Raw genomic sequence first — 16,445 nt, forward strand, 5'->3', positions numbered from 1 at the left:
CGGTGCAATACGTGAAAAATGCTACATTACTTTTGCGGTTACCTTAATGAAAGTTTATATTGGCCCCAGCAATGTAACCAATGGAGATAAAGATCAGTGTCCATACCAGAGAACCGGCGCTGGCCACCAGCATATATTTTCGTACAGGCATCGCGCTAATCCCCGACAAATAGCTTGTCGCATGTCTGACTCCTGGAATAAAATAACCGAACAAAATGGTCCACAATCCAAAGCGCGCAAACCACCCTTTTACCTTTGCAAACCGCTTTGGTGTCAGTCCCACCCACTTGCCGTGCTTATCTACCAGCGGCTGACCCAGCTTTTTGCCTAACGTGTAGCTGATCATCATCCCTGTCATCGCCCCAATGAAACTGACTAATATAGACACGGAATAATTCAGTACCATGATAGAGGATAGGTAGCCGACAAACACCATAATAATTTCATCAGGAACGGGTAGCCCTATAATTCCAAGGGCAAGCAGTGCAAAAATAGCAATATATCCGTATTGTGTAATCATGCTGATGGCCCATTCCATAGAGGCGCCACCTCCTGACCGATTATTTTTTGAAGGACGGGAAGGGAATACGGCTAACCATCAGGAACGACAGCACCACCATGAGTGCCAGCAACAACCCCGGCTTCAAATGCTCACTCCATAAAAACATAAAGGACAAAACCACACCCGCAGCTGTAATGGGCATGCCCACAAAGCCTTTGCTAAAAGCCATTAGGTTGAATCTCGCCAACCTTACCGCACCGCATATCACAAACAACACGGCTACAAGCGGTCCTATCCAGTGGGTATCCCCCAGCCTGTACTGCAAGATTAGAAAAGCAGGAGCAACACCAAATGAGACCACATCCGCCAGTGAATCAAGTTGCTTGCCAAAATCACTGGAGCAATGCAGCAGCCTTGCCAGCAAACCGTCCAGTACATCCCATAAAGCAGCCACTACCACGAGGGTAAAGGCGGTCATATATTGCTCATGAATCGTGAAGTATAGGGATAGGACCCCTGCCCCCAGGTTTGCAAGTGTGCAAAGTGAGGGCAACCAATTCCATTTCATACTTGTTAACTCCTTTGCCATAGCTTAGCCTCCGAATATAACGACAAAACGGACGCCGTCCTTGGTATTCTCCGCCATATAGCGGAATTCGTGTAAATCCAGAATTCGTTTAACGATCGATAGCCCGAGTCCTGTCCCACCTGTCTGGCGGCTGCGGGAGAGCTCGGCCCGGTAAAAACGATTCCATATCAGCTCCAACTGATCGTCTGGGATGGTCTCCCCCTTATTTTCAATGGAAAACGTATTGACTTCCCCAGAGCCTTCGATACGAATCGTGATCGAGCTTCCTTCCTCGGCATGCCGTATGGCGTTGACAACAAAGTTGATAATCACCTGTTCCATCCATCCTATATCGGCATGAATCGGCAGCTCATTGGCAGGAATAATGACCACTTCCAGCTGCTTCTCCTTCAACAGATGGAATAGCTTATCCACAACCTCCTCCACCAGCTCGCTCAAAATAAAGGTCGTTTTGCGAAGCTTGAGGGTTCCAGATTCCAATTTGGCAAGGTCCAGCATATCCTTGACCAATCGCTCCATTTTGTCCGCTTCCTCTACAATGACTTTCATATAATGATCCTGCTTCCCGGCGCTGACTCCATCTTGCAATCCTTCTGCAAACCCTTTGATAATACTTAGCGGGGTTTTCAGCTCATGAGAAGCATTGGCAAAAAAGTCTTGTTGCACAGCCTCCATTCTCTGCTTCTGTTCCATGTCCTCAACCAATTGCTGATTGGCCTCCTGAAGCTCGCGCAAAGCTGTGTCCAGGTTCTGGGACAGGGTATACATGCTGTAGGACAGGCTACCCAGCTCATCATTCTGCCGGATTGGCGTATGGGCTGTAAAATCGAGCTTGGCCATCCGCTTGGCGGTATTATTCAAAGTAATAAGCGGGCGGGTTACCATTCGGGAATAGAACAGGGACAAAATCAGAATAAGTGCAAATCCGCCGATCCCCAGATACAGATAAAACCAGCGTAGAGCCTCATTCGTCTCACTGATTTCCTGCAACGATGTCACAGTGAACAAGAGGTCGATCTCGCCTGTGCTCTGACGAACAGGATGGACGATAACGGCATTTCGTACCCCTGTCCAAGGTTCCGTCCACTCTTCCTCCAACACCTCGAAATTTTTAAGTTTCTCCAGATGATCCTGGGATAAAGGAAACCATTCCTCCAGCGCACTATACAGCAGACCTTGGCGCTGACTCCATGTTTTCAGATCCGGCAGCACAATCTCTGTCACCGTACCGGACAGTCGTACACTGTCATCTGTGCTTGTCTCATCTGAAATTGATCCTATATTTTTGAACCCAAGCTTCTGTATGCCTGATGGATAAATTAAATAGGCAGAGGAGATGCCGTCAGTTCCCAACACCTCACCTTCAACGGTCACCGTGTCACCAGGCTGAATCCGGGCAGATCTCAGTTCATCTCCGTATTCGCTCATAAACAGAGACAACGATATTTTAACGATTTTACCATCTGCTTTTCTGAGATTGATATGAAACGCATCATCCAGCTTTACTTTGCCGTCCAGCGTTACAATCGCCAGCTGGTTTTTATTCTGGAGCATAAAACGAGCTGCCTCACGCGAAACCCTTCCCGATCCCCAAGCCTCCTGGACATAACTTTGACCGAAGCTTTGCAAACGGCTTTCCACACGCCCAATCTTCTGTTTCTGATAAAAATTTTCAAAAAACAGCAATTGACTTAAAATCACCATTCCGTAAAAACACAGGAAAAACACAACCGTCATAATGAACAACTTAAAGGTAACTCCCCGTTTGTTCATTCTTCCTCCTCGAACCTGTAGCCTGTACCAAAAACCGTGCGGATATGGCGTGATTCACGGCCCAGCTTACTTCTCAGCTTTTTGATATGCGTATCAACAACTCGTGTGTCCCCTTCAAAGTCGATACCCCACACCCGGTTCAGTATCGCCTCCCGTGAAACAACTATGCCTTTGTTATGTATAAGCAGCCGCAGCAGCTCATACTCCTTGGGCGTCAGCTCAACTTCCGCCTGATCCACTTCAAGCCGATGAGCCATCGTGTTGAGCATAGCACTGCCGAACCGCAAAATATGCGACTCGGGCTGCACATGTCCCTCTACCCGTTTCATCAGCGCGTTCGCGCGGGCAATCAGCACCTTGGGGCTGAAAGGCTTGGTCACGTAGTCATCTGCCCCCAGCTCAAAGCCCAATATTTTATCATCATCACCGGATTTGGCCGTCAGCAAAATAATCGGTACACCTGAATGGCTGCGTACCTGACGGCATACTTCCCAACCATCCAGCTCAGGCATCATAATATCGAGTATAATGAGTTCCGGCTGCACCGAATCAAACCAGAGGAGTGCATCTTTTCCATTGCCTGCTTCATAGACTTCCCAATTATTTTGTTTAAAATAATCCGCAATCACTTCACGAATACGTATTTCATCCTCCACGAGAAGAACTCTTTTATTCAAATCGACTTCCCTCTTTCGGTCATTCTAGGACAACAGCATATCAAAGAGATGTGTACTTTATGTGTTCTCGCCACTTCTTATTTACGGAAACTTCTCATCCGCAAATTTCACCTTGGATAAGGGCAAATTTGTCTTCGCTCAGACCATCTCTTCCCCTACGATCCTACCCTATAATAAGTAGAGATACAAAAAGATTGAACAGGAGGGGTACACATGAGCAATCAAACCATTCAGTGGTTTTCCACTTCCAAAGCTAATGCTTGGCAATCCCAAGCTCATCATTTGACCCAAACCCAAGAGAGTGCCAACCTAACCTTTACAGGAGAAACATATCAGCTTGTAGAAGGCTTTGGCGGCTGTTTTAATGAATTGGGTTATGTGGCCCTGAATCATTTGGACAGCGAAGAGCGGGATCAGGTGCTTCATGCTCTCTTTCACCCGGAGGGCGAGCACAAATTCACGATATGCCGACTTCCTATTGGAGCGAGTGACTACGCGCTGGAATGGTACAGCCATAATGAAACGGACGGCGACATAGAGATGAAGCACTTTTCCATTGAGCGCGATCAGCAATATCTCATTCCTTTTATTCGGGAAGCGTTACAACTCAATCCAGACTTGAAGCTGTTCGCCTCACCCTGGAGTCCGCCGACATGGATGAAATCACCGAAAGCCTACAATTACGGAACGCTGCGCTGGGAAAAGGATATCTTGAAAGCGTATGCATTGTACTTTGTCAAATTTGTTCAGGCATACCGCGAGGCAGGCATTACGATTCATCAGGTTCATGTTCAAAATGAAGTCATTGCTGATCAGAAATTCCCTTCCTGCGTATGGACCGGAGAACAACTACGTGAATTTATTCGCGACTATTTGGGGCCTGCTTTTGAAGAACACGGACTGGATACGGAAATTTGGCTGGGTACTATTAACGCCCCCGATCCGTGGGAGGAATTAATGAAGAAAACTTCAACTGGCTTCGATGAGTATGCCCATACCGTATTGAGTGACCCCGAGGCCTATAAATATATTAAAGGTGTAGGCTATCAGTGGGCAGGTAAAAATGCCATTCAGCGTACCGTAGCCAGCTATCCTGAGCTTCGTTATATGCAGACCGAAAATGAATGCGGAAACGGAGAAAACTCATGGGACTACGCCAAATATGTATATAATCTGTACCAACACTACTTCACCAATGGCGTGAATGCTTATATTTACTGGAATATGGTTTTGGAACCGCGAGGCAAGAGCACATGGGGCTGGGAGCAAAATTCGATGATCACCGTTGATCCAGCAGATCGAAAACCTATGCTGAACCCGGAATATTACGTTATGAAGCACTTTTCTCATTTTGTATTGCCAGGGGCCAGACGCATTGGAATTCAAGGTTCATGGGCTGGAAATGCGGTTGCTTTTCAAAATACAGACGGACAAAGGGCTTTGGTCATCGCCAACCCGTTCAAGGAATCTCGCGTGCTGAATCTGTCTGTCGGAGAAATAACACACCGTTTGGGGCTGGAGCCGGAGTCCTTTAACACCATCGTTATTCCTTCTTAAACGTCGTAGATTTCTGGAAGCTTCCAGCCTGGCACACATCATCAGATTGTGATTTCAGTCTATTCGTATCCCATCGTATGCATAGTTTCCAAAATGGATGTATCTCCTTTTGCGTACTGTAGTTATACATAGTATACTTGGAATAACTACGGACAGGAGGTCGATGAACATCACAACTGTAAAAGACCGGATTGATTTGAAGCTGATTAATTGTGATAAGGAATTGACTCTCGCGGTCATCGGTGGCAAATGGAAGCTGATTATTTTGTGGCATCTTGGTATGGAAGGCACCAAGCGGTTCGGTGAATTGAAGAAGCTGATCCCCCACATTACGCAAAAAATGCTGACCAACCAATTGCGCGAGCTGGAAGAAGATCAACTCATTCTGCGTAAAGTCTATCCTGTCGTCCCTCCACATGTGGAATATTCACTAACGGAGCATGGCGAAAGCCTGATTCCGGTACTGCGAGCGATGTACGATTGGGGATCTAACTATCGCGAGAACGTGATCTGGAAAGAGGAAAAAGAAGAAGCAATTCAGGATGTAACACCCGTGTGATTCAGCTAAACAAGCATTTTGCATAATGCAGATATATATTTCTCGTAAAGACGACCCTGGGGTGACCTGGGGTTGTTTTATGTAATATACAGACCATCGTCAAGATAATGAAAGAGACGGATACAAGTATCCGTTTCCATTGCCATTAAAATCCGTTTTCCGCTACATATTCTTGTTTTACGCTTATATTCATGATTTACATTACATCCGCTGTGACGTATGATTCTTCCATCCCTATTACAATGATCCCGAGAAGGAGGCCTTTCCAGTATGAGCCTGACGCTTGCCCAGCCCTCAACGCTGCAAACGACGCAATTATGCATTGGTTCCATAGCAATTATCCAATACGACCATCGTCAATTTCCTGATTCTGAACAGTATCAACACCATTGCTGCGGCTTGCTTACTATATCGTGTAACGGCGCTCAAGGCCTGGCGGAATATAAGCTGCCTGAAATTAAAGGCACCTTTGATCTCGTCCGCTGGGCTTCCGTATTTACTTTGCTCAAAGGTCTCTCCTTGACCGAGGCTGAACAATATATTAAGCACCGCGCTGATCACTGGGGACCTGTTAAAACAGAGCTGGCACTATCTGCCCTATCCGATCTGACTGCCCATGCGAATTCGTACATTCTCTCCCCAACAGCGACCATCCTCCCCCCTCGGATTAGTCGTTCATATCTTATCGAGCATGGACTGGTCTACTATTCATTCTAGATATCGTCCACCACTCCCATTAAGCAATCCACTCTCCAGTTTACGTAAAAAAGCCTGAGACTGCTTACCACAGGCTCAGGCTGCACAACTTCTATTAACCATGTTGGATTATGCTTGCAGCTTCCCTGCGCGAATGTCGTCTGTCATTCCAGCGTAAGGCGCTTGGGAGATTAATTGTTCGTTGTTCACACCTGCATTTTCGATGAACGTAATATCCGCAAATTCAGGAACCACATACTTCGGATAGGTTTCATACTTTTCACGCGATTCTTCCATCAGCGGAATAAAATCGTTTTGGTAGCGTACCGTGATTTCTGGATGCTCATGAACCCATTTAGGGAAGAAAATAATGCCATGCATCCGTTTTTCCTCAGGCATAAAGTTCAGGGAAACGTCTGTCCCTGTCGGTTCGGTCCACGATACTTTATACACATTCTCTACCAGCTTCACCAGATTGACCTTCTGATCACGTACCCAGCGTCCGCCTACCATACCACTATGAATGCGATAATCAATCGTATCCTCATTTTTAATATATATTTCGTACTCCCAACCATTCTCATAGGTGTAAATCATGTGACTGCCGATAAACTTGTCCATCTTGCATCCTTCTTTCCTTATTATGAGTTTATGAATTGAACAAGACACCAAAATAATAAACAATCATTCAAACATGTAAATATAAACATGTTTTAAGATACATATAAATTGTAGCGCTGTGATATACTATTGTCAAATACCCCATTGCGAGGAGAGCTACGTTGAAACGCACATTAAAATATGCCATTTTGGGTCTGGTTCACAAAGAGGAAATGAGCGGCTACGATATTACGAGCCAATTCAAGCAGGAAATTGGACAATTTTGGAGTGCTAAGCACAGTCAGATTTATCCCGAGCTCAAAAGACTGACCGAAGAGGGACTCATTGAATATCGCACCTCCATTACAGGAGCCAAGCTGGAAAAGAAGCTGTACTGTATTACCCCCAAAGGGACCCAAGAGCTGACCGAATGGCTGCTAAGCGCCAAAGAGTTACCGGAAACAGAAAAGGATGAGTTTATGCTCATGCTGTATTTCTCAGCAGCCATCCCCAAGGAAGAAAGTAAGCGCTTGTTCGAGGATCAGATTGCCAAACGTGAAGAAAAGCTGGAATACCTGTACGAAAGTAAAAATTCTCTCCAGCGGCTGGACGAGAACTTTCAAGTACCCGGCTCTAGTCAATTCGGTCATTATTTGGTGCTGAGCCGTGCCATTAATCGGGAAGAAAGCTATATTACGTGGCTGAAAGAAACACTGTCTCTGTTTAAATAGACTAAAAAACCTTCAATTCCACTTAGGTTCGTGGTATTGAAGGTTTTTCTATAACAGATACAAACGAAATTCCTTTTAGTCTGCCGTCGTAATCGAAGAGCCGTAATCTTCAATATGAATATCTGTGCTGAACCGTACAGGAATGGTGCTAAAAGTGGTATCCCAATCCTTTTTGACCTTATGCCAAACTTTAGGATGTTGAATCCTCAAGGCTTCTCCGAAACCTCCGACATCAACCTTCAGCTTTTGCATCTTAGCTACGGTTTGTTCAGCTAATGAATTCACTTTCTCCTGAAAGAGACTCTCTTCCTGTCCAAGCACATTGTTGTTGCGCAAATCTTCATTCTTTATATGCACCTCCGAAACACGTCCCTCTGAGGTCATTTTTACCTGAAAGAAAATGTCGTCCCCCTGGACGATGGCCTTGATCTTGCTTTTACCCGCTTTGATCTCATATGCTATGTTTTTACCGCTTTTCGGATCGCGGCTTTTCAGCACGCCTCCCTTCAGCTCGCCTTTGATCCACATAAGACCCTCAACCTCTGACTCATTCAGATAACCACCGTATGTTTGCGTCTTTCCCTTGATGATTCCCGCACCTGCGAGCTTGATTTCATTCTCCGCCGTAATGACATTAGGTAATATAAAGCTTCTTCCCCCCTTCATGGGTCCGATCACTTTAACCAAGGCCATAGGCTTTATCAACCGTGCGTTCCGTTTCCGGTTTTGGAAAATATCCTTTAAAATATAGGCAGGAATCTGACCAGGGATTTTCTCCTGGAGTGTATTTCCCGCCTTTTCTGTACTAATCAGCAGCAGTACACTCGGCCGAATGTCATTATCCCCCAAGAAAAAGTCCAGCAGCTCATACAACGGAATCTTGCGAAGCAGACTGGAGCTGATAATAACCGTTTTCAAATGTTGCCCAATGGGAGGTCGATTGGTCCGCAATGAAATTTCTCTTATCATTTCAAAAACGGAATCGCCTGTTTCCGTAACATTAAAAAATTTCTTTGCTTGTGGAGAGGAGGTGTTGGAGCCGCCGCTTTCCTCTGGAATGACAAATTGAAAGGTTCCTGTAATTAACTCCTTTTTTGGATAATCTCCCCCTTCCTGATTAATTTCCTTTTCTTGCGAGGATTCTTCCGCTACATCTAAAGCAATGCCTGTCTCCAGATTTAGATCCTCTACTGGGGAGCTGCTCCAGCAACCTGAAAGTGTGCTGCATATCAGGAAAACCATCAATCCGAGTAATCCTGACTGGACTCTTTTCATGACCCCACCCCTCTCCAGCGAGAAATAAGCAGCAGGGGCAGTGGAAGTAGCACGAATAAAGCGAACGCTACATTTCCGATAACCGTTCCAAAAGAAAATAGCTCATTCAGGTTTTTCGGTATTTGGGATAAGAGGTAGATAAACGGAAGCAAAATGAACAACATCTTGGAATAAGAGCTATTCAAAATTTGAGATACTCCGAGCGAAGCACAATAAAAAGCAATACTGAATGTGGCAAAAATCTGCATGATCCAAATGGTCAGCAATAAGGACTCGAACCGTTCCAACAACAGATACTCCACTTCAAAGCTGCGGGCCAAATCTAAAAATGGCCAGGTTCTGCTCAACACCCCTTCCATTGAAAAGGCGCCAATGCACAGGATCAACGTAGCTGTATAAAAAACGACCGCGATCCCAATCGCCAATCCGATTGCCTTGGTTGCTTTCTCCGGTTTTTCCATCCGACAAAGAATAAACAGCAAGGACTCTGTCCCCGTTAATGTCAGGATTGTAGTCTTGAGCGTTCTAAGCACTGGCATTCCCCCCTCCGACAAGACAGGACGCAAGTTATTCAATTCAAAAATATTTAAACTCAGCAAGCAAATCAGCAAAAAGATAGCCGCCGAAACCGGAAATATCAGTTGACATATCTTTCCTAATGAACCCACTCCCCCCATGCATAGGTACAGAGAGAGCCACATAAAAGGTGCTGAAATCGCCCACGCCGGAGTGCCTTCAAGCAGAAAGAACGACGTGACTTCCTCCACAGATCGAATTTCAAATGCGGCTATACAAACAAAATAAATAACAATCAGCATACCAATCCCTTTGCCAATGAATTTGCCTGTTATTTGCTGAACATACTGGTAAAAGGTATTTTCTGGAAATCGTGAGCTTAGTTTGACTATAACCCATCCGAACAGAAAAGTGCCCACCCCTGCTAAAATGACAGATATCCACGCATCCGGTGTTTTTGCAGCTTCAGTTGCTACTCTTGGAAGGGTAAGCAACCCGGCAGCCAGCATAAAGCAAACCACAATTGCCGTTGTCTGTAACGTTGTAATCTTATCCGCTTTTTTCCCACGGGCCATCTTGCTCCCTCCTGTGTTGAGCTCATCCTTGTCGCTTAGGGTCTTTATGCTTCAAAAGAATGGGTCTGTTTTTCATAAATTGCAACGGTGCTCGTACGAAGTAATCTTTCCAGTCTTTGAACGAACGGGGAGTCGTTAGACTAAGAAACGGAACACCAAAGCTGTGTAATTTAACCATATGAATACTCAGCATCAGAAAAAACATGATCACGCCATACAAGCCGAAGATGGACGCCGTGAACATGGCACCGAAACGAAGAACACGCATGGATATGCCAGCGCTGTATACAGGGGCGGAAAAGGAAGAAATCGCTGTGACTGCCACCACAATGACGAGGATCGGGCTTACAATCCCGGCGTCAACAGCCGCCTGTCCAATAATCAAACCGCCGACGATACCCATCGCTGGACCGATGGGTTTGGGGAGCCGAAGTCCTGCCTCGCGTAAAATTTCAATGGAAATTTCCATAATCAGGGCCTCAATCAACGTCGAAAACGGCACTCCCTGTCTAGCACTGATAATGGAAATGACCAGCTTGGTTGGAATCAGTCCGGGATGAAACGAGATAAAGGAGATATAGAGCGCTGGAGCAAATAACGATATGAAAGTTGCCATAAACCGAAGAAATCGAATAAGCGACCCCGGTAGCCATCGCTCATAATAATCTTCGGGAGACTGGAGCATCATCCCATACGTTACAGGCATAAGAAGCGCAAAAGGTGTACCGTCCAGCAGAATCGCGACACGTCCCTCCAGCAATGCAGCCATGACCCGATCCGGTCTCTCCGTATTTTGAATTTGCAGAAATGGGCTAAGAAAATTATCCTCAATAAGCTGCTCTACATAGCCCGACTCCAGTACCTCATCCATATCAATGGTTTGGACCCGCCGCTTCACCTCATCTACAAGCTCCGGGTCGGCAATATCTCTGAAATACACTACCATCAGCTGTTTTTCCACTCTTTTGCCGACTTTGAAGGACGACATGGCCAGTTCTGTACTTTCTCCATGCCTGCGCAGCATCGCTGTATTGTCGCTGAGGGTCTCTGTAAAACCGACACGCGGTCCCCGCAGCACCGATTCCGATATAGGATCTTCCACCCCTCGTGTATTTCCTTTGGGTGTACCCAGCACAAAAGCACCCGGTATGCCCTGAATCACGAGTATGACTGAACCAAACAGCACCTTTTGCAAGGAGAACTGCACCTCTAACGTATACTCCGTCTCCGATACCAGCATGACCTGGTGAACAATCATATCCCGAAGCTCTTTTCCTCGCGGAAGCTCTCCCCTCTCTTGCCCGGAGCTGCCCCAATCCATTAGCGGCTTTAAAATATTCTGATCCATGCCAACCTTGTCCGTTAATCCATCCACAAAAAAAAGTGTGCTTACAGCGTTCAGATTTTCCAGAAAAATCGAGCGTTCGTTTACGTCTGCCATGTCTGCAACTGCTTGTCTGATTTTTGCTATATTGGCTTCATAATCTTCGGTAAAGGTCCCCTTTTCCTTCTCTGCCTCACTGACAGATGGATTATGATCTGCCTGCTCCGAACGATCTTCTTCTTCCATAAGCTTTAATCGTTCCATACGTCTGCTCTCTCGACCATCCAACGCTTTAAGTTGTCGTACTGTCAGAAAAATAATCAAAGGTATGATGAACAAAAAGAAGGCTTCCACCCACACATTCCATTTGGGCGCATGAGTTCCGATGACCTGCCACACGCTGTTCACTCCTTCACTTCCATAGGATTTGTATATAGATTTACCTGGATTAGAAAAAAGATGCATGAAGGATTGAGGCAGATGGAACAAATTTCTTTGCTCATAAAAGGAATAAAAAGGTGAATTTGATAGATGAGCTGTATTGCAAAAATGGAAATCCATGATAATATCTATTCATTCTATGACTAATGTCACAAATTTGTTGAATTCGTGGTCCATTATTCGAATCTAAAGGAGTTGTAGGTATGAAGAATCATTTTTGGAAGAAAGCCGCCGTATTGAGTCTGTTGGCGGTCATTTTGTTAGGAGGAACAGCGATTAGCCCCAAACAGGCACACGCAGGTTATGAGCCTTATATGGGGGAAATTACGATGTACCCATACACGTTCGCTCCTAAGGGCTGGCTAAAATGCGAAGGCCAGCTGTTGCCCATTGCTCAGTATTCAGCATTATACAGTCTGCTGGGCACTAATTTTGGCGGTGATGGAGTGCGTACATTTGCATTGCCTGACTTGCGTGGAGCTTCCCCGTTGCCGAATGTAAACTACTACATCGCAATCGAAGGGGATTACCCGTCCCGCCCATAATATGAACACGCTCAAGTGGTGTGCTATTTAATAAAGAAGAGGTGATAGCGTGCTCGAAGGAAATAACTTCACACGCAACAAGTTAAAACCCTACCGTGTGCTGATTCCACTGCTGCCATTTATCAGCGGTGCGGCTTTGCTCATAGGGACGAATGAAACCAATGCTGCCGGCTGGGAAAATGTAGTGTTTAACAAACCAGCCACATCAAGTGGCTATAGCCAGCCCTATGACCCCAGCAGAGCTGTCGACGGGTCAATTGAACCGACAAGCCGCTGGTATCAAGCGAGTGACGGTGAAAAGTGGATTCAGGTAGATTTGAGAGACTGGTATATCGTGGATCGATACGTTGTTACAGGTATGGGTGTCTTTAATGGGTGGCAAGATCAGCGTGACCCGTATAGTTTCCGACTGCAGACGAGCAGCAACGGAATTAATTGGGCGACTGTGGATACTGTGCAGAATAATGTGAGTTCTAATTTTCAAAAGAGCATTACTCCTGTAACCGCAAGATATTTGCGATTATATATTGATCAAGGAAATGCCAGAAACAATCAATGGGCTTCCATCATGGAATTCGCTGCTTATGGGGAGCAATTACCCGTTCCACAAGCTCCGGGTCATTTTACAGGTACTAAAAATGGAAATACCGTGGAGTTAAGCTGGGATGCCGTTCCTTATGCAGCCTCATACAAAGTCATGCGAGATAGCGTAACGCTCTATACAGGCAGCTTAACCCAATTCATAGACACTTCAGCATTGCCGCCAGGTGAAGCAGTTTACACGGTTCAGGCCGTGAATGCTAAAGGGGAGAGCACTCCTTCAGAGGTCAAAGTGACCATACTTACCGATGCCGAGAGAGTTGCACAGGCAAAAGCCGCCCTTACTTTAGGCTTCTCTCCTGGAGATACAGTGGATTCGGTATCCCAAAAGCTGACACTGCCACTCACTGGGTTAAATGATACGACGGTGAGCTGGAGTTCGGATACCCCTGACGTCATTACGAACGAAGGCGCTGTAATACGTCCGCGATACGATTTGGGTGACCAAAAAGTAAAACTGACAGCAACGATTGCGAAAGGAACCGCCTCGGATACCCAAACTTTCGAAGTTACCGTTTCGAAGATGACTGCTCAAGATACATTGAATCAAGCAGCAGATACTCTATCGCTTGGCGATTTGTCTGCGGTACAAGAAAATGTATCTCTCCCTCTCTCCGGTTATGGTGGAGTGCAGATTGAATGGTCCTCGTCTAAACCTCTTGTCATTGCAGCAGATGGAACACTTACCAGACCTTCCTATAGTAGTGGAGATACGGACGTTACCCTAACGGCTACCCTGCAACTTGCAGGCTTAACGAAAACAAAGGATTTTACTGCACACGTACTCCGTCTGCCGATGAGCGACACTGAAGCCGTGGACGCAGCATACAGAGCACTGGAACTACCGCTAACGACAGTAACCGGAGACGTATATTTGGCAAAGGATGCGCTGAATGGTGTTCAGGTGTCATGGTCGTCGAGTCAACCTGAGTTCCTGGATCATACTGGACATGTAACATTCCCAACCTATGTACAGGGCGATCAGACCATCACGCTGGAGGCGGTTGTGTCAAGAGGTGGGGTTGAGCTTCGAAAAACCTTCAGTCTGCTCGTACCTGCATTGCCCGTAAGCGCTGATGAAGCAGTGAATTTGGCGGCAAATACACTGAATCTGGATTACCCGCAAGGGATTAAGGATTCCATCGCCCTGCCTCGTACAGGGGCATTTGATACCCAGATCGACTGGTCCTCGGATCAACCGGATATCCTCAGTGATAGTGGTCAGGTAAATCGGCCTAAATATACAGACGGTGATATGAATGTACAGTTAATTGCTATGATTTCTAAAGGCATAGCTTCTGTCCAAAGAACATTCACGATCACCGTGCTGAAAGCATTGCCGAATACACCTTATGTACGACTGAACGGCAATAATCCAATTGTTTTGGAAACCGGCGACAGCTTCACGGATCCGGGAGCCAGTGTATTGGACAGTGTATACGGCAATATCCTGGTCCCCGATCTTTCAGGGATCGGCAATGTCGATACGAATGTACCTGGTGTATACGTATTGAACTATGCTTATAGCGACAATGGAAGTTGGACCGCAGAACCGGCAGAACGCCGTATAAACGTCTTGCCCCGTGCTGTTGTAGCCGCAGCAGGCGACGAGGATATCGCCTCTGTAATCGTCACAGGCGCTTTACCGAGCGCACGGCTTGAGCTGTATAATGCCCAGCAGGAGCTTATAGCGGAAGGAATCGCTTCGAGTGAGGGAAAATATACATTTACACCTGTACCCGAAGGAGCCAGCTTCTATGTGCTGCAGAACGTAAATGGCATGAAGGGCGCTCCCTCAGGGCTAGTGTATCCGCAAGGATTAACCGCGCAGCGTGTCGCGGATTCCATCACAAGCATACCTGCCCCTACAACAAGTGATACACTGCTTAGGTTGCCTGCCGTACCTAATGGCTTCCGTGTGACCATCAGCAGCAGTAGTCAGCCAGACATTGTGCGTACAGACGGAACTATTGTTCAAGCAGACACCCCTTCCGTTGTCACTGTCATGCTGAATGTCATGAAGGTAAGTGATGGTTCTCATGCTTTGACGCAGGCCATAGAAGTCATCGTCCCTGCCAAAGTAAGTGTTGACACAGGCAAGTCTAATAAAGATAAAAATGAGGATCAGGATCTGTCTGCTGGCATACAACAGATAGGATTTTTAGAGCAAGGGAAAACAGTCTCCCTCTTTGTTCCTCCTGCGGCATTCCTGGATGAACAGATCCAACAAGCACTTCGTGAAGGCAAGGCATACGCTGACATTCGTTTGGAGCAGGAAAAGCAAATGAGTCGTGTTCTCCTCACTCATTCTGTACTAAATAAATGGGATCAGCTCGGAGCTTCAGTGATATCCCAATATGGGACGCTGATGGTATCCAGTGACACACTAACCAGCATGGCCGCCTCAGGTCAGCAGGACGTCACCATGTCATTCCAGCAGGCAGATCAGCAATTTCGCGATTGGGCCGAGCAGCAACCCAACCTGAAGCTGATAGGACCGGCTGTAGAAATTAAAGCTAACGTGACAGGGAATTCGTCCATCGTTCTGCCGCTGGATAGCGTATCCTCAAGTGAATTGCAAAATGTTGAACCTCAATTCTCCATTCTTGTGATGTATGAAAATGGTGAACGTGAGATTCTAAAAGGTACTGCTGTGGTGAATTCACAAGGGATTTTGTCGGGTGTGAGTCTGAATACGTCTCGATTAGGTACCTTTGCCGCTGCCATCTCTACGAACGCGTCTCAGGTAGATCAGACCCGTGTACAAAATGACCCACTCCATTCGTCAGATTCACAAGAACCAGCTCAGGTATGGCCGGACCTACAAGGTCACTGGGCAGCGAAGTCCTTACAATCTCTTGCAGCCAAAGGCTGGATGCAGGGCTATAAAGACGGCAACATGCGCCCTGAGCGTGCGGTGAGCCGTGCAGAATTTGTAGCCACATTGATCAGGGCTTTAGGAACTACTGGAGACGAGAGCCTGTCTACCTCATTTACAGATATGAAGGGGCACTGGGCTGGATCGGCCGTGGATGCCGCTTACCGTCAGGGATGGATTCAAGGGCTAACTGCTCAGACGTTCGGACCTAATGAGAGCCTTACCCGTGAACAGGCGATGGTGATCCTGTCACACGCGATGCAGAATCAGACATCCGTTTCCAGCCCTACTGGACTGCAATCCTATAAGGATGATCAGCAGATTGCTTCCTGGGCTTCCACAGCATTCGAGAAAGCCATAGGCTCGGGTTGGATTAGCGGGTATCCTGATGGAACGCTCAAACCGAAAGCCGCCATTAGCAGAGGCGAGATGGCTGAACTGCTGGTACGAATTTTCAAATAAATCTGCCGAAGACATATAATCTAATAGACTACACACTAAAGCGCGGTCCCAGGCATTTGGGAACCGCGCTTTTGTTATCAATATTTTATTAAGCTTTGCTTGTGTATTCACCCTTTTCACTTCAATAAATATATTATGAATATCT

The 16,445-nt window shown here is 46.4% G+C and carries 14 protein-coding genes; 6 read left to right on the forward strand and 8 right to left on the reverse strand.

Annotated elements, in window-relative coordinates:
* Positions 1 to 43: 43 nt before the first annotated feature.
* The 4 genes from G9G57_RS18130 to G9G57_RS18145 are packed head-to-tail and all read right to left on the reverse strand — an operon-like array spanning position 44 to position 3,541.
* Positions 44 to 538, reverse strand: coding sequence for a DedA family protein (locus G9G57_RS18130; RefSeq protein ID WP_016819411.1), 495 nt, complete (start codon positions 536 to 538; stop codon positions 44 to 46).
* 22 nt (positions 539 to 560) lie between these two features.
* Positions 561 to 1,070 (reverse strand): CDP-diacylglycerol--serine O-phosphatidyltransferase, encoded by a 510-nt coding sequence (pssA, locus tag G9G57_RS18135; protein ID WP_044787879.1) that lies wholly within the window; start codon positions 1,068 to 1,070, stop codon positions 561 to 563.
* A gap of 24 nt (positions 1,071 to 1,094) precedes the next feature.
* Entirely contained in the window at positions 1,095 to 2,864 is a 1,770-nt protein-coding gene (locus G9G57_RS18140) for a sensor histidine kinase (protein WP_044787848.1), read from the reverse strand.
* Positions 2,861 to 3,541 (reverse strand): response regulator transcription factor, encoded by a 681-nt coding sequence (locus G9G57_RS18145; RefSeq protein WP_016819414.1) that lies wholly within the window; start codon positions 3,539 to 3,541, stop codon positions 2,861 to 2,863. The genes G9G57_RS18140 and G9G57_RS18145 overlap by 4 nt, the downstream gene beginning before the upstream one ends.
* Before the next feature lie 213 nt (positions 3,542 to 3,754).
* Between G9G57_RS18145 and G9G57_RS18150 the strand changes: the two genes are divergently transcribed.
* The 3 genes from G9G57_RS18150 (at position 3,755) to G9G57_RS18160 (ending at position 6,374) form a co-directional block, all read left to right on the forward strand.
* On the forward strand, positions 3,755 to 5,098 hold the full coding sequence (locus G9G57_RS18150; RefSeq protein ID WP_017425752.1) for a glycoside hydrolase family 30 protein: 1,344 nt from the start codon (positions 3,755 to 3,757) through the stop codon (positions 5,096 to 5,098).
* A gap of 163 nt (positions 5,099 to 5,261) precedes the next feature.
* Positions 5,262 to 5,657 carry a winged helix-turn-helix transcriptional regulator gene (locus G9G57_RS18155; RefSeq protein ID WP_016819416.1) on the forward strand — a complete coding sequence of 132 codons (396 nt, stop codon included), beginning with the start codon at positions 5,262 to 5,264 and terminating at the stop codon, positions 5,655 to 5,657.
* A 270-nt stretch (positions 5,658 to 5,927) separates the two neighbouring features.
* Positions 5,928 to 6,374: a hypothetical protein gene (locus tag G9G57_RS18160; protein ID WP_044787847.1), complete on the forward strand. Its 447-nt coding sequence runs from the start codon at positions 5,928 to 5,930 to the stop codon at positions 6,372 to 6,374.
* A gap of 108 nt (positions 6,375 to 6,482) precedes the next feature.
* On the opposite strand, the gene G9G57_RS18165 is transcribed toward G9G57_RS18160, so the two are convergent.
* Positions 6,483 to 6,974 (reverse strand): phenolic acid decarboxylase, encoded by a 492-nt coding sequence (locus G9G57_RS18165; protein WP_016819418.1) that lies wholly within the window; start codon positions 6,972 to 6,974, stop codon positions 6,483 to 6,485.
* 161 nt (positions 6,975 to 7,135) lie between these two features.
* Between G9G57_RS18165 and G9G57_RS18170 the strand changes: the two genes are divergently transcribed.
* Positions 7,136 to 7,684, forward strand: coding sequence for a PadR family transcriptional regulator (locus G9G57_RS18170; protein ID WP_016819419.1), 549 nt, complete (start codon positions 7,136 to 7,138; stop codon positions 7,682 to 7,684).
* A gap of 75 nt (positions 7,685 to 7,759) precedes the next feature.
* On the opposite strand, the gene G9G57_RS18175 is transcribed toward G9G57_RS18170, so the two are convergent.
* From G9G57_RS18175 to G9G57_RS18185, 3 genes are read right to left on the reverse strand one after another with little or no spacing between them, the layout of a single operon-like run.
* A complete protein-coding gene (locus G9G57_RS18175) occupies positions 7,760 to 8,959 on the reverse strand; it encodes a Ger(x)C family spore germination protein (RefSeq protein WP_017425754.1) in 1,200 nt (399 codons plus the stop codon).
* Positions 8,956 to 10,050, reverse strand: a complete 1,095-nt coding sequence (locus G9G57_RS18180) for a GerAB/ArcD/ProY family transporter (RefSeq protein WP_017425755.1) — start codon at positions 10,048 to 10,050, stop codon at positions 8,956 to 8,958. The genes G9G57_RS18175 and G9G57_RS18180 overlap by 4 nt, the downstream gene beginning before the upstream one ends.
* Positions 10,051 to 10,072: 22 nt before the next feature.
* Positions 10,073 to 11,773, reverse strand: coding sequence for a spore germination protein (locus tag G9G57_RS18185; RefSeq protein ID WP_019686083.1), 1,701 nt, complete (start codon positions 11,771 to 11,773; stop codon positions 10,073 to 10,075).
* Positions 11,774 to 12,018: 245 nt separating this feature from the next.
* Between G9G57_RS18185 and G9G57_RS18190 the strand changes: the two genes are divergently transcribed.
* Positions 12,019 to 12,360 (forward strand): phage tail protein, encoded by a 342-nt coding sequence (locus tag G9G57_RS18190; protein WP_016819423.1) that lies wholly within the window; start codon positions 12,019 to 12,021, stop codon positions 12,358 to 12,360.
* Between the two features lie 49 nt (positions 12,361 to 12,409).
* Positions 12,410 to 16,300, forward strand: a complete 3,891-nt coding sequence (locus G9G57_RS18195; protein WP_019686082.1) for an immunoglobulin-like domain-containing protein — start codon at positions 12,410 to 12,412, stop codon at positions 16,298 to 16,300.
* The last annotated feature ends 145 nt before the right edge of the window (positions 16,301 to 16,445 follow it).

This window comes from Paenibacillus sp. EKM211P, from assembly GCF_011066175.1.
Lineage (GTDB): Bacteria > Bacillota > Bacilli > Paenibacillales > Paenibacillaceae > Paenibacillus > Paenibacillus polymyxa.

Excerpts from the sequence above, each read along its gene's own strand:
- G9G57_RS18130 (WP_016819411.1), bottom strand. The coding sequence starts at position 538 with ATGGAATGGGCCATCAGCATGATTACACAATACGGATATATTGCTATT.
- pssA (WP_044787879.1), bottom strand. The coding sequence starts at position 1,070 with ATGAAATGGAATTGGTTGCCCTCACTTTGCACACTTGCAAACCTGGGG.
- G9G57_RS18140 (WP_044787848.1), bottom strand. The coding sequence starts at position 2,864 with ATGAACAAACGGGGAGTTACCTTTAAGTTGTTCATTATGACGGTTGTG.
- G9G57_RS18150 (WP_017425752.1), top strand. The coding sequence starts at position 3,755 with ATGAGCAATCAAACCATTCAGTGGTTTTCCACTTCCAAAGCTAATGCT.
- G9G57_RS18155 (WP_016819416.1), top strand. The coding sequence starts at position 5,262 with ATGAACATCACAACTGTAAAAGACCGGATTGATTTGAAGCTGATTAAT.
- G9G57_RS18160 (WP_044787847.1), top strand. The coding sequence starts at position 5,928 with ATGAGCCTGACGCTTGCCCAGCCCTCAACGCTGCAAACGACGCAATTA.
- G9G57_RS18165 (WP_016819418.1), bottom strand. The coding sequence starts at position 6,974 with ATGGACAAGTTTATCGGCAGTCACATGATTTACACCTATGAGAATGGT.
- G9G57_RS18175 (WP_017425754.1), bottom strand. The coding sequence starts at position 8,959 with ATGAAAAGAGTCCAGTCAGGATTACTCGGATTGATGGTTTTCCTGATA.
- G9G57_RS18180 (WP_017425755.1), bottom strand. The coding sequence starts at position 10,050 with ATGGCCCGTGGGAAAAAAGCGGATAAGATTACAACGTTACAGACAACG.
- G9G57_RS18190 (WP_016819423.1), top strand. The coding sequence starts at position 12,019 with ATGAAGAATCATTTTTGGAAGAAAGCCGCCGTATTGAGTCTGTTGGCG.